Origin of the sequence: Blastococcus saxobsidens DD2, from assembly GCF_000284015.1 — a bacterium.
Lineage (GTDB): Bacteria > Actinomycetota > Actinomycetes > Mycobacteriales > Geodermatophilaceae > Blastococcus > Blastococcus saxobsidens_A.
In genome coordinates this window covers 2,728,634-2,746,165 of the sequence record NC_016943.1, presented here as the reverse complement: position 1 = coordinate 2,746,165, position 17,532 = coordinate 2,728,634, and the positions used below count along the sequence as shown (strand labels likewise).

Here is a 17,532-nt window from a genome sequence, read left to right as displayed (position 1 = left end):
GACGACCCCGCGCCGGGGAGCACGGAGGAACCGGGAGTGAGCACCGTCGAGACGGGCCACCGGTTTCTGAACGACCGCTACGAGCTCCAGGAACTGATCGCCGTCGGCGGCATGGGAGAGGTCTGGCGGGCGCGCGACGCGCTCCTGGACCGGCTGGTGGCGGTCAAGCTGCTGCGCGGCGAGACCGCCGGCGACCCCGTCTTCATCGCCCGCTTTCGCTCCGAGGCGCGGCATGCCGCCGCCCTGAGCCACCCGAACATCGCCGCCGTCCTGGACTACGGGGAGACGACGGCTGCGGGCACCGGTGAGAAGCTGGCCTACCTGGTCATGGAACTGGTCGACGGCGCGCCGCTGTCCGCACGGCTGAACGCCGAGGGCTCGCTCGACACGGGAACCACGCTGTCGGTGCTCCGGCAGGCGGCCGCCGGCCTGGCCGAAGCGCACCGGGCGGGCGTCGTCCACCGCGACGTCAAGCCGGCCAACATCCTGGTCCGGCACGACGGCACGGTGAAGCTCACCGACTTCGGCATCTCGTGGTCGGCGGGGAGCGTGCCCCTCACCCGTACCGGCCAGGTGATCGGCACGGCGCAGTACATGTCGCCGGAGCAGGCCATGGGCGAGCAGGTCGGCCCGGCCAGCGACGTCTACGCCCTGGGCATGGTCGGGTACGAGTCGCTGACCGGTCACACGGCGTTCGAGGGCGACAACCCGGTGACCGTCGCGCTGAAGCAGGTGCAGGAGCGTCCCGAGCCGCTGCCGGCCGAGCTCCCGCAGGACGTCCGCGCGCTCATCGACGCGGCCCTGGTGAAGGACCCCGAGGAGCGGCTGCCCGACGGCGAGGCGTTCCTGACCGCCCTCGAGGACACCCTCGCCCGGCCGTCGGTCACGGCCTCGCTGACCCGGCCGGTGGCCGTCGCGGCCCGGCCGCAGCACCGCGCCCGGCCGGTGGTGAGCCCGCCGGTCGAGCAGCAGCCCCGGCGGCGCGGCGCCCTGCTGGTCCTGCTGCCGTTGCTGGCGCTGCTCGGTCTCGGGCTGGGCGCGTACGTCGCCCTCGGCGACTCACCGCCCACCGACGTCGCCAGGTCCGCGGAGGTGACCTCCGTGCCGACGGCGAGCGGCATCGAACTGGCCGTCGACGACTACGTCGGGCGCCCGGTCGAGGACGTCGTCGCCGACCTGACCGCCCTCGGCCTCACCGTGCGCCAGGAGGAGGAGATCACCTCCGGCAGCGCCCCGGGCACCGTGGTCGGGCTGGAGCTGACCGGCACGGTGCTGGAGCGCGGTGACGAGGTCCTGCTCCGCGTCGCGGTGGCGCCGGCCGACATGGTCGCCCCGCCGCCCGCCGTGCCCTCCCCGGTCGGCACTCCGGAGCCGGTCGTCGAACCTGTCGCGCCCAGGGCGCCGGAGGGCGATGCGGGGCCGGCGACCGTCGAGCCACCGGTCGACTCCCCGTCCGCACCCCCGGCGGAGCAGACGACGGGCGCGGGCAGCGACGCCCCGGCCACGCCGGAGGACGAGACCGCGACGGACGACGGTACGGACACCGCCACGCCGACCACCCCGACCGACGACGCGGATCCGGGCACCGGGACACCCACGACCCCGCCGGAGGACGAGGGCAGCCCGACGCCGACCACGCCGCCGGAGGACGAGGGCAGCCCGACGCCGACCACGCCGCCGGAGGACGAGGGCAGCCCGACGCCGACCACGCCGCCGGAGGACGAGGGCAGCCCGACGCCGACCACGCCGCCGGAGGACGAGGGCAGCCCGACGCCGACCACGCCGCCGGAGGACGAGGGCAGCCCGACGCCGACCACGCCGCCGGAGGACGAGGGCAGCCCGACGCCGACCACGCCGCCGGACGACGAGGGCAGCCCGACACCGACCACGCCGCCGGACGACGGTGGCACGGAAACCGGCACGGGGACCGGCGCGACCCCGACGGCGGACGCCGACCCCACCACACCGGCGTCGGTCTGACCGGCCCTCACCGCGGACGCGCCGCAGCAGGTGGTCGTGCTGCGCGCGACAGCCCGCCGGCGGCGCCCGGTCGTGAGCACTAGGACCCTTTCCGTGCCCGGCGACCCTGAGCAGGATCGGCTCGTCGCGGCACTGCGACGCGGAAGGAACCTGCCATGACCGATTCGAGGACGCGGGCGGTCGTCGCCGGGGCCAGCATGGCCGGTCTGCTGGCCGCCCGGGTGCTGAGCGAGACCTTCGACCGGGTCACGCTCGTCGAGCGGGACGACCTCCCCGCCGAGCCCGTCCCCCGCCGGGGCGTTCCGCAGGGCCGCCATCCCCACGGCGTGCTGGCCCGCGGTGTGCAGGTCCTCGATGAGCTCTTCCCGGCGCTGCTGGAGGAACTCGCCGCGCACGGGGCGGTGGTCGGGGACATGCAGCAGGACGTCCGGTGGTACGTCGACGGTCACCTCCTGCGGCAGCAGCCGATCGGGATGCAGGGGATCGGGCTGACCCGGCCGTTGCTGGAGGACCGGGTGCGCGCGCGCGTCCTCGCCCTGCCAGGGGTGGACGTCGTCGCGCCGGCCGACGTGGACGGGTTCGTGCTGGCCGACGGCCGGGTGACAGGCGTACGGATTCGCCGGGGGAACCGGTCGGCGGGTCCGCAGACCACTGACGTCCTGCCGGCGGATCTCGTCGTCGACGCGACGGGGCGCGGTTCGCACACCCCGGCGTGGTTGGAGTCCCAAGGCCTCCCGCGGCCGGCGGAGGAGAGGATCGACGTCGGCATGCGCTACACGACGTGGGTCCTGCCGCGGCGGCCCGGGGACCTCGGCGGGGACCGGGCCTGTCTCATCGGGGCCACCGTGGCCCGGCCCCGCTTCGGTGCCGCGCTCTCCGTCGAGGGCGACCGGTGGATCGTCGGGGCCGGCGGGTACCGCGGGGACGCCGCCCCCACCGACCTGGCCGGTTTCCGGGACTACGTGGCGACCTTGCCCGCCTCGGAGCTCTGCGAACTCGTGTCCGACCGCGAACCGGTGGACGACCCGCACACATACCACTTCGCCAGCAGCACGCGCCGCCGTTACGAACAGCTGACCCGGTTCCCCGACGGCCTCCTGGTCACCGGCGACGCGCTCAGCAGCTTCAACCCCGTGTACGGCCAGGGGATCACCGTGGCGGCGCTGGAAGCGCTGGCGCTCCGGAAGGTGCTGGCGGCAGGCGCGGACCGGTCCGCCCGGCGCTTCTTCCGGCGGGTCGCCCGGCTCATCGACGTGCCGTGGGACATGGCCGCCGGGGGAGACCTGCGGATTCCGTCGGTCTCCGGTCCGCGGCTCCTGCGGGTCCGGGTGATGAACGCCTACGTGGCCCGGGTCCAGGCGGCCTCCGCGGTGGACGCTGCGGTGGGCCGGGCGTTCCTCCTGGTGGCCAACCTGACCGATCCGCCACAGAAACTGCTCCGGCCGCGGTTTGCTGCCTCCGTACTGCTCAAGGCCCGGCACGCCGGTCCCGTGGCCGCCCCTGTGGCCGGATCGGGTTCTGCGGTCGGGCTGCCCCGGCCCCGCGAGGTCTCGCCCGCCGAGGCCGTCGGCGCGGAACACGACCGACCGCTGCGCGAGCGCTGACGACCGCTCGGGCGGAGGCGCATCGGTTCATGGCCACGGACGGCCCCGGTGGCGCAACCGGGCAGGGGGTGTCAGAGCAGTCGGTCGAGGTCGTCCGGGCCGGGGTCGGTGCCGCCGGAGTCGGGCAGGGGCGAGGTGTCGGGCACGTCGTCGTCCGGCGGCTCGGCGGCGACCGGCCCCTCGGCGTACAGGGTGTCGGGGTCCTGAGGGTCCATCTCACGCGGCACTGGCGTCGTCTACCCGCCCCGGGCGACGCCGAACGCGGCCGGGTCCGTGGTCAGGTTCCGCAGAAGGTGCGGTAGACGCCGAAGTCCTGCGGTGCGGGCGCGGCGTAGCGCTCCAGGCCCGGCCGCTGGTCGTAGGGGGCGGTCACCGCGTCCAGCAGCCGGTCCAGCGGGCCCAGGTCGCCGCCGGTCGCGGCGTCGAGGGCCTCCTCGACCAGGTGGTTGCGCGGGATGTAGACGGGGTTGACCCGGTCCATGCCGTCGGGGTCCGGCTGCAGGGCACGCCAGCGCGCCAGCCAGCCGTCGATCCCGGCGAGGTCGAGGAAGAGCAGCCGGGTGGGCTCGGCGTCCCCCCGGGCGGCCGACGCCAGTCCGCGGAAGAACGACGTGAGGTCGACGTGGTCGCGGTGCAGCAGCTCGAGCAGGTCGACGGCGAGGCTCGCCACCGTGTCGTCGTCGGAGGCCGCGGTAAGGCCCAGCTTGGCCCGCATGCCGGCCGTCCAGGCGGCCTCGTACCGCGGGCGGAAGCCCCGGAGAGCCTCCACGGCCACCGGGATGGCCTGCGCCTCGTCGTCGTGGAGCAGGGGGAGGAGCGCCTCGGCCAGCCGGGCGAGGTTCCACTCGGCCACCAGCGGCTGGTTGCCGTAGGCGTACCGGCCGCCGGTGTCGATGGAGCTGTAGACGGTGGCCGGGTCGAAGGCGTCGAGGAAGGCGCACGGACCGTAGTCGATGGTCTCGCCGGAGATGGTCATGTTGTCGGTGTTCATGACCCCGTGGACGAAGCCGACGAGCATCCACGACGCCACGAGCGAGGCCTGGGCGGAGACGACCGCCTCGAACAGCGCGAGGTAGGGGTTCTCCGCGCGGGCAGCTCCTTCCTCACCCGCCCCGACCCGGTGCCGGGCGATCGCGTGGTCGGCCAGTCGGCGCAGCAGGTCCAGGTCGTCGGTGACCCGCGCGTACTGGAAGCTGCCCACCCGCAGGTGGCTGCTCGCCACCCGGGCGAGCACCGCTCCGGGCAGCAAGGTCTCCCGGCGCACCTGGCGCCCGGTCGCCACGACGGCCAGGGAGCGGGTGGTGGGGATGCCGAGGGCGTGCATCGCCTCGCTGATCACGTACTCGCGCAGCATCGGCCCGATCGCGGCCAGGCCGTCGCCGCCGCGGGCGAACGGCGTCCGGCCGGATCCCTTGAGGTGCAGGTCCCGGAGCCGGCCCTCGGCGTCGACCAGCTCACCGAGCAGCAGAGCGCGCCCGTCGCCCAGGCGGGGGGCGAACCCGCCGAACTGGTGACCGGCGTAGGCCTGCGCCACCGGGGTGGCGCCGTCGGGGACCCCGGTGCCGACCAGCAGCCGCAGCCCCTCGGGGGTGCGCAGCGCGGCCGGGTCGAGGCCGAGCCCGGTGGCCAGCGGCTCGTTGAGCGCGAGCAGCCGGGGCTCGGGCGCTTCCTCGGCCTGCCAGGGGAGCGCCATCTCGCCGAGTTCGCGGGCGAAGCGGTCGGAGAGGGACACGGTCGGCGGCGGTGCGACGCTCACCGGCTCGAGGGTACGTGGATTTCCGCGACGACCACGGGCGGCGGGTCCGGCGTGCGCCGGGGGTTCAGCGGGGGCGCCGGCGGACCATGCCCTCCTGCACCACGGTGGCGACCAGCCGGCCCGACCGGTCGAAGATCCGGCCCCGGCAGAGGGTGCGGCCGCCGCCGGCCCAGCTGCTCTCCTGGTCGTAGAAGAGCCACTGGTCCACCCGGGCCGGCTCGTGGAACCAGACGGCGTGGTCCAGGCTCGCCGCGGCCACGCCCGGCGCCCCGACCACCGTCGCGTGCGGTGCCAGCGCGGTGCTGAGCAGCAGCATGTCCGACGCGTAGGTCACCGCGCAGCTGTGTGCCAGCGGCTCGTCCGCCAGGGGCTCGCGGCTGCGCAACCAGAAGCGCTGGCGCGGGTGCGCGCGCTCGTCTCGCGCCGCGGCGACGCGTGGCAGTTCGCCGGCGAAGCGGAACTCGAAGCCGTGCCGCTCGGCGAGCCGGCTGAGCCACTGTCGTACCGGGCCGTCGGTCGCGTCCGCCGCCTCCTCCAGCGGCGGCAGGTCCTCGGGGGCCGGCGCGTCGAGCTCGGGCAGCTGGTGCCGCCATCCCTCCTCGGGCGCCTGGAACGACGCGGTGAGCGCGAACACGGCGGCCCCGTGCTGCTCGGCGACGACGGAGCGGAGCGTGTAGCTCCCGCCGTCCCGGACGGGCGTGACGCGGAAGTCGGTGGGCGCGGTGATGTCGCCCGGCCGCAGGAAGTGACCGTGGATGGAGTGCACCGCCCGCTCGGCCGGCACCGTGTGCCCGGCGGCCAGCAGGGCCTGGGCGGCGACCGCGCCGCCGAAGGCGTGCCCCGTGACGGTGCTGCGGGGACCGGCGCGGAAGACGCCCTCCTCGACCGGTGTCAGGCGCAGCAGACCGGTCAGCCCCGCGGGCGCCACGCCGGGCCGGCGCGGCGGTGCCGGCGGGTCGTCGCCGCGGTGCAGGTCCATGTCGCGCCTCTCCCGTCCGAGCCTCTTGACGTGTGAATTGAATCACCCTTCAATTCCGGCCATGGGCCGCACCGCCGGGGCTACCGCCGCCGGAACACGTGCGCGGTTGCTGCGGGCGGCCGCCGACGTCTTCGCCGGCCGCGGCTACGAGGGCACCCGCGTCTCCGACATCGCCGACGCGGCCGGTGTGAGCAACGGCGCGCTCTACGCCTACTTCACCTCGAAGGCCGAGCTCCTCGTCGGCGCGCTGCGGGCCCACGGCCGCCGGCAGCTCGCGGACCTGGTCGCCGCGGAACCGGCCCGGTCGATCCCCGACCTGCTGCTGGAGACCGGCCGGTCGCTGCGCGGGCGGCCGGAGGCCGACGCCTTCCTGGTGATCGAGGCGCTGGTCGCCGCCCGGAGGGACGAGGACGTCGCCGGACCGATGCGCGACTACGTGCGCGAGCGGGCCGGCTGGCTCGCCGCGCTCGTCGGCGAGGCGCAGTCCCGCGGCGAGCTCGACCCGGCCCTGCCGCGCCGGGCGGTGGCACACCTGTGCCTGTCCCTCGCCGTCGGTGCGGCGCTGGTCAGCCCCGACGTGCACGACGTCGACGACGACGAGTGGACGGACGTCCTGGTCCGGCTGGTCGCCGCCTTCACCCCCGCCCACACCGGAGAACAGATGGGAACCGACGCATGAGAGTGCAGATCGACGCGGGACTGTGCCAGGGGCACGGCCGCTGCTACGACCTCAGCCCCGACCTGTTCGGTGAGGACGAGGACGGCTACGGCACGGTGCCCGGCGACGGGCAGGTACCGCCCGGGCGCGAGGACGGTGCCCGGCTGGCCGCCGCCAACTGCCCCGAGTCGGCCGTCGCCGTTCTGGAAGAGGCCGTGCGATGACCGTCGACGACCGGTTCGCCGCCGACTACCGGGACCTGCGCCGGGATGTGCAGGAGGGCCGCAGCAACGAGGCCGTCACCGGGCCGGTCACCGACTGGACGACCGACTTCTCCCACCTTGAGCCGGAGTACGCCGACGGTGCGATCGGGGTCTGGGACGACCTGCGGCAGCGCTGCCCGATCGCGCACACCGACCGCTTCGGCGGGGCCTGGCTGCCCACCCGCTACGAGGACGTCGCCGCCATCGCCTACGACACCGACCGGTTCTCCTCGCGCGCGATCATCGTGACCAACTTCCGGCCGCCGGTGACCCTCGCGCCGGTCGGGGGTGCGCCGCCGATCTCGTCGGACCCGCCGTTCCACCACGACGCGCGCAAGCTCCTCCTGCCCGCGTTCACCAGGACGGCCGTGGCGAAGCAGGAGGAGTCCACCCGGGCGTTCTGCCATTCGCTGATCGACGCATTCGAGGGGCGGCCGGTGGTCGACGCCGCCGCCGAGTACGCCATGCACATCCCGATGCGGGTCATCGCGGACATGCTGGGCTTCCCACCTGAGGACGGGCCGCAGTTCCGGGTGTTCGTGGAGGACGCCCTGGAGTCGGCCAACCAGCCGCCCGAGGAACGGATCGAGCGCAGCGCCGCCCTGTTCGACTACCTGCTGGCGCAGATCCGCGACCACGTCGCCTCCCCGCGTGACGACCTGACCCAGCACCTGATCGACGCCGAGTTGTACGGCAGCAAGCTCGAGCCGATGCACGTCGCCGGCGCGATGGCCCTGCTGCTCATCGCCGGGATCGACACCACGTGGAGCGCCATCGGCGCCTCGCTGTGGCACCTGGCGAGCCACCCGGCGGACCGGGAGCGGTTGGTCGCCGAGCCGGAGCTGGTACCGACGGCGATGGAGGAGTTCCTGCGCGCCTACGCTCCGGTCACCATGGCCCGGCTGGTCAAGGAGGACATGCACTGGCAGGGGGTGGACATGAAGGCCGACGACTGGGTGCTGCTGCCCTTCCCGGCCGCGAACCGCGACCCCGAGCACGTCGACCGCGCCGACGAGGTGGTCATCGACCGGCAGGTGAACCGGCACGCGGCCTTCGGCCTGGGCATCCACCGCTGCGTCGGCTCGCACCTGGCGCGGATGGAGCTGCGCGTCGCGCTCGAGGTGTGGCTGGAGCGGGTGCCGGAGTTCTCGCTGGCCGACCCCGCGGGAGTCGTGTGGTCGGCGGGGCAGATTCGCGGGCCCCGTGCGCTGCCGCTGGCCATCGGCTGATGCGCGGCGACGCCGTCTCCTGACCGGGAGGCGGCGTCGTCAGGCGGTGTCCACGGGCCCGACTCCGCGCCTCGGTCCGCTCCTCGCTCGTCCCTCGCTGGAATGCTCCCTCGGCTGTCGTCAGGCGCTGATCGAGCTGCGGCGCTGCAGGCGCACCCGGCGCCGCTCCCGCTCCGACAGCCCGCCCCAGATGCCGAACCGCTCGTCACTGGCCAGGGCGTACTCCAGGCACTCGGCCCGCACCGGGCAGCCGGCGCAGACCCGCTTGGCGTCCCGGGTCGAGCCGCCCTTGTCCGGGAAGAACGCCTCCGGGTCGGTCTCGGCGCACAGCGCGTCCAGCCGCCACTCGTCGTCGGCGCCGGTGGCCGACCACTCCTGGCCGTCGAACGGCCGGCTCCACTCCTGCGCGGCGAACGGCTCGGGCGTCTCCATGGCGGCGGGGACGCCGGGGAGCAGGGTCAGGGACGGGCGGGAGAAGGAAGGCATGGGAAGCTCCTCGGAGGCGGGGTGCACGCCGGATGACGATCTGACAGGGCGCGCTTGCTGTCAGTGACGTTACGGGCACGCGGACCACCCGGCACGGGCACAAAAATCCGAAACGGCCGCGTCCGTTTGGAAAGTCCTGCCCTGGCGCAGCGCCCCGGTGGCGCCCGGACCGACGCAGCCGAGCCGTCAGCCGCGCCGGGCCCGGCCCCGCGGCCCGCCCTGGCGCCCACCGAGCGCCCGGCCGGCCGCGCGGCCCGCAGTACGCCGGCCCCCGGCGGCGGGACGGCGATCGCGGCTCCCACCGGGGCGTCCGGCGGGGCCGCCGCTGCAGGGCCGGCAGGTGGTGAACCACGGCGCGATCGCGTTTCCGCACGCCACGCACTTCCCCGACCGGCCGAGCGAGATCGCGTCGGGGAGCAGCTCGCTGATCATCTCCGCGCACTCCTCCTCGACCCACGCGGCGTCGTCGCTGGTCAGCCCGGCGACACCGGGGAACTGGCGAAGGAGCGTCTGAGCGTCGCGGGCGGCGGCGGCCGCCTGCTCGAACTCCTCGACGCCGCCGCCGCGCGGGACGTCGGGCAGCACGGTCTCCGGCTGTACCGGCAGCCCGGCCGCGTGGCGCAGCGCGGCCTGGGCGAGGACCAGCCACCGGGTGCGCCGCGGCGGGTTGTAGTCGATGGCCAGGTTGACCAGCCGCCAGACCGTGTCGAGGTCGCCGGCCGCGCCGAGCGGGCCGCGCAGCAGCGGCAGCAGCGCGTGGACGCGGACGATCAGGCTGGTGACGTCGTCCGGGGTCATCGCGTGGTCGCGGGTGGCGGCCCGGGCCCAGGCCATCCACCGGGTCAGCGCCTCGGGCAGGTCCACGGCCTCGAAGGCGCCGAGGTCGGCGAGCTCGGGCCGCAGCCGGGGGGCGCGCTTGGGGAGGTCGCTCATCGCGTCTCCGCGCGCCACGGCCGCGCCGGCGGTCAGTACGCCCTGGTCGGCCCGCAGCCCGGTCACCCCGGTCAGCACGCCCACCTGGCCGTGGCCGGTGAGGCCGTAGCGGCCCGCCCGCCCGGCGATCTGGGCGGTCTCCCAGCTGCGCAGCGGGCGGACCTTGGTGCCGTCGAACTTGGTGGTCTCGGCGAACAGCACCGTGGTGGCCGGCACGTTGATGCCGTGGCCGATCACGTCGGTGGTGACCAGCACCTCGACCTCGCCGCTGGTGAACCGCTCGATCACCTCGCGGCGAGTGGCCGGCGGCAGGGCCCCGTAGAGGACCCCGACCTTGCCCGGCCGGTGCTGGTCGAGCTCCGCGGCGGCGGCGTAGACGGTCTTGCGGGAGAAGGCGACCACGAGCGTCTGCGGGCGCACGTCGGCGGGCCGGACCGGTGCCCGGAGCACGTCGAGCCGGGACAGCCGCTTGTGGTTGACGACCGTCACGTGCTCGGCGTCGGACACCAGCGGCTTGAGCAGCAGGTAGGCCTCGGCCGCGGAGATCAGGTGCATCTCGCGGTACTCGCCGGTGAGCAGCAGCCGGGCCCAGTGGTGGCCGCGGTCGGGGTCGGCGATCCAGTGCGACTCGTCGAGGACGAGCAGCTCGCCGCGCAGCGGCGCCTTTTCGACCGTGCAGCAGACGATCGGCGCGTAGGGGTCGATCTCCTCCTCGCCGGTGGACAGGCCCACCGTGCCGGGCGGGAGCTGGGCCGACAGCTTGGCGTAGGCCTCGTGGGCGAGCTGGCGCAGCGGTGCGGCGTAGACCCCGGAGCCGGTGGCGGCCAGCGCCTGCAGCGACTCGTAGGTCTTGCCGGAGTTCGTCGGGCCGAGGTGGAACACGACCTCGGTGGGTCGCACCGTCCGCATGGGCAGCGCGGGTGCCGCCCCCTCCACCCAGCTCGCCTGGGCGAGCCGCTCCTGGCGGGCGGCGGCGCGGTCGGTGTCGAGCGCCGCGGACTGGCGGCCGGTGGAGCGTTCCCGGCGTCGCGACGTGGCGGCGGACCGGGCGGGGGTGTCAGGCAAGCGGAATCCTTCGGACGAGCAGCATGGGGGGTCGACGCCGCGCGGGCGGCGGACCGTTCCCCCAGCCAACACCGGGAGTAGTCGATCCATGCCCGCGGGGGGCCGGCCCGGCCGGGGAGGCCGGGCCGGCCGATGCGGGATCCGGCGTCAGGACGGGGCGCCGACCGGCTCCCGGTGCCGCCCGTGCGCGGGCGCCGCCTTCTCCAGCGCGGCGCCCTCGACGTCGAGCGCGGGCAGCCAGCTCAGCCAGCGCGGCAGCCACCACGCCTTGTCACCGAGCAGCGCGAGGGCGGCGGGCACCAGCACCATCCGGACGACGAACGCGTCGAAGACGATGCCGGTCGCCAAGGCGAAGGCGATCGACTTGATGGTCGCCTCACCCGCGGGCACGAAGCCGGCGAACACCGAGAACATGATCAGCGCGGCCGCGACGACGACCGGGGCGGCCTGCCGGAAGCCGGTGCGGATGGCGTCCATCGGGTTGGCGCCGGAGCTGTGCGCCTCGTGCATCCGCGACACCAGGAAGATCTGGTAGTCCATCGCCAGCCCGAACAGGATGCCGATCACCAGGATCGGCGTGAGGCTGATCAGCGGGCCGGTGGTGTCGAGGTTCACCGCGTCGGCCAGCCAGCCCCACTGGAAGACCGCGACGGTGGCCCCGAGCGACGCCCCGATGGTGAGGAGGAAGCCCAGCACGCCGACCAGCGGCACCAGCAGGGAGCGGAAGACGAGCACCAGCAGCACCAGTGCCAGACCGACGACGAGGGCGAGGTAGACCGGCAGCGCCTCGTCCAGGCTGCGGGCGACGTCGACGCTCACCGCGGTCTGGCCGGTCACCGACGCCTGGACCCCGGCCAGGTCGGCCAGCTGGGTCCGCAGGTCGGCGACCAGCTGCTCGGTTCCGGGGTCGGTCGGGCCGGACTGCGGGATGACGGTGAGCAGCGCGGCGCTGCCGTCGGCGTTCGGGACCGGCGGGGGAACCAGTTCGACGTCATCCAGCTCGGTGATCGACGTGCTCGCCGCGGCGGCCGCCCCGGCGGCGTCGTCGCCGTCGAACAGGATGGTGATCGGGCCGTTGAAGCCCGCGCCGAAGCCCTCGGCCAGCAGCTCCTGCGCCCGGGCCTGGGTGGAGTCCTCCCCGGGGGTCTGGACCAGCGTGGTCTGCATCGAGAAGAACGGGATCGAGATGACCCCCAGCGCCGCGATGGTGAGCAGCAGCGACAGCACGCGCTGGTGGGTGACGGTGCGCGCCCAGCCGGCCAGGAAGCCCCGGCCCCCGGTGGGCACGCCGTCGCCGACGGTCGCCGCCTTCGCCGCGTCGCGCTGCCGGCGGGGGAGTGCCCGGTGGCCGAGGTAGCTCAGCACGGCCGGGACCAGGGTGAGGGCGACCAGGACGGCGATGACGACGGTCAGTGCCGCGGCGACACCCATCTGGGTCAGAAACGGGATGCCGACGACGAACAGCCCGGCGAGCGCGATGACCACGGTCAGGCCCGCGGTGACCACCGCCGAACCCGCCGTGCCGACGGCCGTGGCGATCGCGGTGCCGACGTCGGACCCGGCGCGCAGCTCCTGCCGGTACCGGGTCACGATGAACAGCGCGTAGTCGATGCCGACGGCCAGGCCCAGCATCGCGGCCAGCGTCGGGGTGGTCGAGGACAGGTCGATGAAGCCGGTGGCGATCGTGACGCCCAGGACGCCGATGCCGACGCCGACGATCGCGGTGAGCAGGTTCATGCCGGCCACCGCGAGCGAGCCGTAGGTGACCGCCAGGACCACCAGCGCCACGACGACGCCGATCACCTCGGTCGGCCCGCCGACGTGCGGCGCCTGCTGGGTGGCCTCGCCGGAGGCCTCGACGGTGAACCCGGTGTCGCGGGCATCGTCCAGGGCCGCGAGCAGCGCGTCCTGCTGCTCGGGGGTCACCTCGCCGGGGGCGGCGGCGTAGGTGACCGTGCTGTAGGCGGTGTCCTGCTGCTGGTTGACCGACGGGGCGGCCGGGTCCAGCGGGTTGGTGGCGCTGACGACGCCGGGCAGCCCGCCCAGCTCGGCGACCAGCGCGGAGACCGCGCCGGCGTTCTCCGGCGTGGTCAGCGTCTCGCCGTCCGGTGCCGCCACGACCACCCGGGCGGTGGCGCCCTCGCCGCGCGCGCCGAACTCCTCGCCGATCCGCTCGAGCGCGGTGGTCGACTCCTGTCCGGGGATGGAGAAGCTGCTCGACGTCTCCCCGGCCAGGGTGGCCGCGCCGGCCCCTCCGCCGACGAGCAGGACCAGCCAGACGACGATCACCGGGAGGCGGTGCCGGTGCGCGAACGCGCCGAGTCGGGACAGCGCAACAGCCATGGGGGATCAGGCCTCCACCTGGTCGGGACGGGGAAGAGCAGCGCCGGCAGCGGAGTGGCCGAGCGCGTCGAAGCAGGTGGCGACGATGAAGGGACGCCAGGTGGTGGCGGCGTCCTGCTGGCCCGCGGCCAGGGTGAGGACGGCGAGAGCGCTGAGCGCGCCGACCACCCGGACGGCGCGCTCGGACACCGGATCACCGGCCGTGACACCGAAGGCCAGCAGCGCGGTCGCCGCGGCGGCGTCGACCTCCGGCGCCGGGTTGCCCTGCATCACCGGGGCGAGCAGGAGGGCCACGAGACCGGGGTGTGCCAGCGCGATGTCGACCAGCACGTCGAGCGCGTACCGGTCGCGCGCCGGTCCGAGCGGCAGGCCGGCGACCTGGTCGAGCACCCGCTGCCCGAGGCGGCCCGCCTGAGCGAGCACCGCCCCGTGCAGCGCCTCCTTGCTGGGGAAGTGGTGCAGCAACCCGGCCTTGGACAACCCGACCGCGTCGGCGACGTCCTGCAGGGAGGTCTTGGCGAAGCCTCGCCGGGCGAAGAGGGCGGCCGCGCGGTCGAGGATGCCCTCGTCCATCTGCTGCCGGAACGGTCGTGCCACGCGCCCAGGGTACGGGCGACCGACCGGATTGGTAGGTCTACCGACCGATGTGGTCGGTAACCTTCGTCACCCCGGTGCGGCTCAGGAGACGACGACCACCACGAGGGTGCGGGGACCGTGCACGCCCTCCACCCGCTGCAGCTCGATGTCAGGCGCCCAGCCGGCGGGCGGACTCGTTCCGCACGAAGCCGAGTTCGGCGATGGCGTCCAGGACGCGGGTGCGGGTGCCGGCCGTGACCGTCTCGGGGCGGTTGAGAACGTTGCTCACCGTGCCGACGGACACGCCGGCCCGGTGGGCGACGTCGCGGATGCCCGCGGTCAGCGGTCTTCCCGGCAGTGCTGGCGGCACCGGTGGTCCCGCGTCCGGGTCAGCGTGAGCCGCGTGGTGAAACGTGTCAAACAGCGCAGCCGGATGGCGCGCCCCCGGCTGGGAGGGCGGTGCGGACCGGCATCGGCTCCTCCGGCCGGGGGCGGACGCGCGTGCGATGACCGGGGCTCTCGTCCGGACGAGGAAGCAGCGCCCGGGCTGCTCGGCCTCACCGGTGGTCCTCCGGCGCGATGGCCGGCGCGCAGACAGCCGTGCCGGCGTCGGCACGGGGTACGCCGGGCAGATCATGTCCCATCCGGTCGCGTTTCGTGCGCAGGTACCGCACGTTGTGCGCCGTCTCGTTCACGGGAAGGGCGATCCGGTCGGTGATGACCAGCCCGTGGCCGTCCAGCCCGCCGTACTTGGCCGGGTTGTTGGTGATCAGGCGTAGCCGCCGCACCCCCAGGTCGGCCAGGATCTGGGCCCCGACCCCGTAGCTGCGGGAGTCCACCGGCAGTCCCTGCGCGATGTTGGCGTCGACCGTGTCCAGCCCGCGCTCCTGGAGGGCGTAGGCGCGGATCTTGTGCCCCAACCCGATACCGCGGCCCTCGTGACCCCGCAGGTACACCACGACACCGCAGCGCTCGGCGGCCACCGCCCGCAGGGCCTGCTCCAGCTGGGCCCCGCAGTCGCAGCGGAGCGAGCCGAGGATGTCGCCGGTGAGACACTCGCTGTGCACCCGCACCAGTACGCCGGAGCGGTCCGAGGCGGCCGAGGCGACGTCCCCCATCACCAGGGCCAGGTGCTCGGTCCCGTCCAGGACGCTTCGGTAGGCCACTGCCCGGAAGTCTCCGAACGCGGTGGGCATCGTCGACGTGGCCACCGGTTCCACGAGGCGCTCGGTGGCCCGGCGGTGACGGACGAGATCGGCGATGGCCAGCAGGGGCAGGTCGTGGGCGGCGGCGAAGCGACGCAGGTCCGGGCCGCGGCGCATGGACCCGTCGTCGGCCACGATCTCGCTGATCACGCCCGCGCCGGACAGCCCGGCTGCGGTGAGCAGGTCGACGGCGGCCTCGGTGTGACCCGCGCGGACCAGCACCCCGCCGTCCCGCGCACGCAGAGGAAAGACATGCCCGGGACGCCGCAGCCGTTCGGGAGCGGTCGAGGGGTCGGCCAGGGCGCGCATCGTTGCGGCGCGGGAGCCGGCCGAGACGCCCGTCCCGGTGCCTGCGAGGTCCACGCTGACGGTGAACGCGGTGCCGTGCTCGTCGGTGTTGTGGGCCACCATCGGCCCGAGCCGCAGGTCGTCGGCCCGGGAGGCGGGCAGGGGCGCACACACGATGCCGGTGCTGTGCCGGACGATGAACGCCATCTGCGCCTCGGTGACCAGCTCGGCCGCACCGACGAGGTCGCCCTCGTCCTCGCGGTCGGCATCGTCGACCACCACGACCAGCCGCCCCGCGGCCAGCGCGGCGACCGCGCGCTGGACCGACACGGCCGTGGTGCCGCGGCTCATCGGGTCACGCCTTCGAGGGCGAAGTGGGTGCCGAAGACGCGGCCGTGGTAGGTCAGCGGCGCATCGGCGACGGTCTCGGCGGCGACGACGTCACCCAGCACGATGACGTGGTCCCCACCGGGAACCAGACCGGCGACCGTGCAGCCGAGGAAGCCCGCCGCCCCAGCGATCCGTGGCACGCCGGCGTGCAGCTCCCAAGCGACGTCGGTGAACTTGTCCGCCCCCTTGCGCGCGCATTGCGTGGCGAGCTCCGACTGCCCGCTGCCGAGGACGTTGACCCCGAGCAGCCCGGTCCTGCGGACCAGTGCGAGCAGGTCGGAGCCCCGGTCGAGGGACACCAGGACCATGGGCGGGGCCATCGACAGCGACGCGAAAGCGCTGACCGTCGTCCCGTGCGGAACGCCGTCATCGAGCCCGGTGATCACCGAAACGGGGGTGCAGACGGCGGCCATGACCTCACGGAAGGCCGGGGCCACGGGGTGGTTCTCCTCAGTGCTCACGGTGGGCTCCTCGTATCCCGGACGGATCAGGGCGTGCAGGTTCCGGGCGGCGGACCGGTCGGCGCGCCGCGTGCGGTGGGGGGGCGGGAGGCCGCCGGGGGCTCCGGCGGCCTCCCCCCTGCTCAGGCCTGCCCGGCGTCGGCCGGTTGCTGGGCGGCCTTCTCCTGGGCGTACCTGTCGGTCGCGGCCTGGATCGCCGCGCCGTTCTTGGCGTCGAGCTCGCTGTGCTTGCTGCGCGCCCAGGCCTCGGCAGCCAGCAGTCGCTTCTGGGACGGCTGGAACACCGGCATGACGTGGCGGGCGAAGAGCTCGAAACTCCGCTGGGTCGCCTGCCAGTTCGCCCAGTCGTGCTGGAGCAGGATGTAACAGCCGAATCCGCCGTCGGACTGGTCGACCAGCCGCTGGATCTGCGCGATCGCGTCGTCGGGTGTGCCCACGATCCCCCAGCCGCTCTCGTCGATCCACGCCAGCCGCTCCTCGAAGGTGTCCCCGGGGATGCGGACCGGCGGCAGGGCCAGCGTCTTCTGCGTGTAATCGACGAAGGCGTCGAAGCCGTAGCGGATGTCCTCGACGGCCTGCTCCCGCGTCTCTGCGATGTGCATGGGGCCCATCAGTCGCCACCGGGAGCGGTCGGTGGTTCGCCCCGCGGCGGCGGCCTCGGCCTCGAGCACGTCCCAGTGCAGCGCCAGGGCGTCGAAGCCCATCTGCGTGGTCGCACCCACCGAGAGCATGCCAAGCCCGTACTTCCCCGCCAGCCGCGGGCCGGTGGGCGAGGCCGTGGCGGCCACCGCCATCTCGAAGCACGGGTCCTGGTACGGCGCCAGCTGGCAGCGGGCCTCGACCAGCTCGTACCGGTCGGTCTTTACCGACACCGGCTCGTCGGTGGTCAGCAGCCGGATCAGGACGTCGAGGTCTTGGGCCAGGGCCGGGCGCAGCTGGTCCGGCTCGAGCCCGATCATCGCGGCATCCGTGGGCAGCGACCCCGGACCGACACCGAGCATGAGCCGGCCGCGGGTCAGGTGGTCCACCAGGATCGCGCGGTCGGCGATCCACAGCGGGTTGTGGTATGGGATCGACACGACGCCCGTGCCGAGCTTGATGTCCCTGGTCAACGGGCCGACGTGGGCGATGAAGGTCAGCGGGTCGGCGATGATCTCCGTGGCGGCCGAGTGGTGCTCGCCGACCCAGACCTCGTCGTAGCCGAGCCGGTCGAGCAGCTGGATGGTCTCGACGTTGCGCTGCAGAGAGGTCGTCGGGTTCTGGGTGGGCGGGCTGTTGAAGGGCGGCATGAACAGGCCGAAACGCATCTTGGACAC

At 74.4% G+C, this 17,532-nt stretch carries 16 protein-coding genes; 5 read left to right on the top strand and 11 right to left on the bottom strand.

The features are described 5' to 3' along the window. Positions 1–36: 36 nt before the first annotated feature. Together BLASA_RS12985 and BLASA_RS12980 are read left to right on the top strand one after the other, a co-directional pair. Positions 37–1,980, top strand: a complete 1,944-nt coding sequence (locus tag BLASA_RS12985; protein WP_014376618.1) for a serine/threonine-protein kinase — start codon at positions 37–39, stop codon at positions 1,978–1,980. A 155-nt stretch (positions 1,981–2,135) separates the two neighbouring features. Beyond that, positions 2,136–3,584 carry a hypothetical protein gene (locus tag BLASA_RS12980; RefSeq protein WP_014376617.1) on the top strand — a complete coding sequence of 483 codons (1,449 nt, stop codon included), beginning with the start codon at positions 2,136–2,138 and terminating at the stop codon, positions 3,582–3,584. 71 nt (positions 3,585–3,655) lie between these two features. On the opposite strand, the gene BLASA_RS25075 is transcribed toward BLASA_RS12980, so the two are convergent. The 3 genes from BLASA_RS25075 to BLASA_RS12970 form a co-directional block, all read right to left on the bottom strand. Next, positions 3,656–3,799: a hypothetical protein gene (locus tag BLASA_RS25075; protein ID WP_166486545.1), complete on the bottom strand. Its 144-nt coding sequence runs from the start codon at positions 3,797–3,799 to the stop codon at positions 3,656–3,658. Positions 3,800–3,861: 62 nt separating this feature from the next. Continuing rightward, positions 3,862–5,340, bottom strand: coding sequence for a protein adenylyltransferase SelO (locus tag BLASA_RS12975; protein WP_014376615.1), 1,479 nt, complete (start codon positions 5,338–5,340; stop codon positions 3,862–3,864). Positions 5,341–5,404: 64 nt separating this feature from the next. Further along, positions 5,405–6,319 carry an acyl-CoA thioesterase gene (locus BLASA_RS12970; RefSeq protein WP_014376614.1) on the bottom strand — a complete coding sequence of 305 codons (915 nt, stop codon included), beginning with the start codon at positions 6,317–6,319 and terminating at the stop codon, positions 5,405–5,407. A 61-nt stretch (positions 6,320–6,380) separates the two neighbouring features. On the opposite strand from BLASA_RS12970, the gene BLASA_RS25965 reads away from it, so the two are divergent. The 3 genes from BLASA_RS25965 to BLASA_RS12955 are packed head-to-tail and all read left to right on the top strand — an operon-like array spanning position 6,381 to position 8,469. Next, complete coding sequence (locus tag BLASA_RS25965) at positions 6,381–6,998, top strand: TetR/AcrR family transcriptional regulator (RefSeq protein WP_051004984.1); 618 nt, start codon at positions 6,381–6,383, stop codon at positions 6,996–6,998. Then, positions 6,995–7,201 (top strand): ferredoxin, encoded by a 207-nt coding sequence (locus BLASA_RS12960; RefSeq protein ID WP_014376612.1) that lies wholly within the window; start codon positions 6,995–6,997, stop codon positions 7,199–7,201. The genes BLASA_RS25965 and BLASA_RS12960 overlap by 4 nt, the downstream gene beginning before the upstream one ends. After that, complete coding sequence (locus tag BLASA_RS12955; protein WP_014376611.1) at positions 7,198–8,469, top strand: cytochrome P450; 1,272 nt, start codon at positions 7,198–7,200, stop codon at positions 8,467–8,469. The genes BLASA_RS12960 and BLASA_RS12955 overlap by 4 nt, the downstream gene beginning before the upstream one ends. Before the next feature lie 120 nt (positions 8,470–8,589). On the opposite strand, the gene BLASA_RS26445 is transcribed toward BLASA_RS12955, so the two are convergent. The 8 genes from BLASA_RS26445 to BLASA_RS12915 form a co-directional block, all read right to left on the bottom strand. After that, on the bottom strand, positions 8,590–8,808 hold the full coding sequence (locus tag BLASA_RS26445) for a WhiB family transcriptional regulator (RefSeq protein ID WP_231839643.1): 219 nt from the start codon (positions 8,806–8,808) through the stop codon (positions 8,590–8,592). Between the two features lie 333 nt (positions 8,809–9,141). Beyond that, on the bottom strand, positions 9,142–10,953 hold the full coding sequence (locus tag BLASA_RS12945; protein ID WP_014376609.1) for a helicase-related protein: 1,812 nt from the start codon (positions 10,951–10,953) through the stop codon (positions 9,142–9,144). Between the two features lie 147 nt (positions 10,954–11,100). Continuing rightward, the gene (locus tag BLASA_RS12940) at positions 11,101–13,296 is read right to left on the bottom strand and encodes an MMPL family transporter (protein WP_014376608.1); all 2,196 of its coding nucleotides are present in this window, start codon (positions 13,294–13,296) and stop codon (positions 11,101–11,103) included. 6 nt (positions 13,297–13,302) lie between these two features. Continuing rightward, positions 13,303–13,893, bottom strand: a complete 591-nt coding sequence (locus tag BLASA_RS12935) for a TetR/AcrR family transcriptional regulator (protein ID WP_014376607.1) — start codon at positions 13,891–13,893, stop codon at positions 13,303–13,305. A 148-nt stretch (positions 13,894–14,041) separates the two neighbouring features. Then, positions 14,042–14,242 carry a LacI family DNA-binding transcriptional regulator gene (locus BLASA_RS25070; RefSeq protein ID WP_014376606.1) on the bottom strand — a complete coding sequence of 67 codons (201 nt, stop codon included), beginning with the start codon at positions 14,240–14,242 and terminating at the stop codon, positions 14,042–14,044. 187 nt (positions 14,243–14,429) lie between these two features. Beyond that, a complete protein-coding gene (locus BLASA_RS12925; RefSeq protein ID WP_014376604.1) occupies positions 14,430–15,716 on the bottom strand; it encodes a bifunctional 3,4-dihydroxy-2-butanone-4-phosphate synthase/GTP cyclohydrolase II in 1,287 nt (428 codons plus the stop codon). Next, positions 15,713–16,216, bottom strand: a complete 504-nt coding sequence (locus BLASA_RS12920; RefSeq protein WP_014376603.1) for a flavin reductase family protein — start codon at positions 16,214–16,216, stop codon at positions 15,713–15,715. Before BLASA_RS12920 ends, BLASA_RS12925 begins: the two co-directional genes overlap by 4 nt. Before the next feature lie 122 nt (positions 16,217–16,338). After that, positions 16,339–17,523: an LLM class flavin-dependent oxidoreductase gene (locus BLASA_RS12915; RefSeq protein WP_231839642.1), complete on the bottom strand. Its 1,185-nt coding sequence runs from the start codon at positions 17,521–17,523 to the stop codon at positions 16,339–16,341. Positions 17,524–17,532 lie beyond the last annotated feature (9 nt).

Coding starts and splice junctions, on each gene's coding strand:
- BLASA_RS12955 (WP_014376611.1), top strand. CDS start 7,198: ATGACCGTCGACGACCGGTTCGCCGCCGACTACCGGGACCTGCGCCGG.
- BLASA_RS12915 (WP_231839642.1), bottom strand. CDS start 17,523: ATGCGTTTCGGCCTGTTCATGCCGCCCTTCAACAGCCCGCCCACCCAG.
- BLASA_RS25075 (WP_166486545.1), bottom strand. CDS start 3,799: ATGGACCCTCAGGACCCCGACACCCTGTACGCCGAGGGGCCGGTCGCC.
- BLASA_RS12940 (WP_014376608.1), bottom strand. CDS start 13,296: ATGGCTGTTGCGCTGTCCCGACTCGGCGCGTTCGCGCACCGGCACCGC.
- BLASA_RS12960 (WP_014376612.1), top strand. CDS start 6,995: ATGAGAGTGCAGATCGACGCGGGACTGTGCCAGGGGCACGGCCGCTGC.
- BLASA_RS12980 (WP_014376617.1), top strand. CDS start 2,136: ATGACCGATTCGAGGACGCGGGCGGTCGTCGCCGGGGCCAGCATGGCC.
- BLASA_RS12925 (WP_014376604.1), bottom strand. CDS start 15,716: ATGAGCCGCGGCACCACGGCCGTGTCGGTCCAGCGCGCGGTCGCCGCG.
- BLASA_RS12970 (WP_014376614.1), bottom strand. CDS start 6,319: ATGGACCTGCACCGCGGCGACGACCCGCCGGCACCGCCGCGCCGGCCC.
- BLASA_RS25965 (WP_051004984.1), top strand. CDS start 6,381: ATGGGCCGCACCGCCGGGGCTACCGCCGCCGGAACACGTGCGCGGTTG.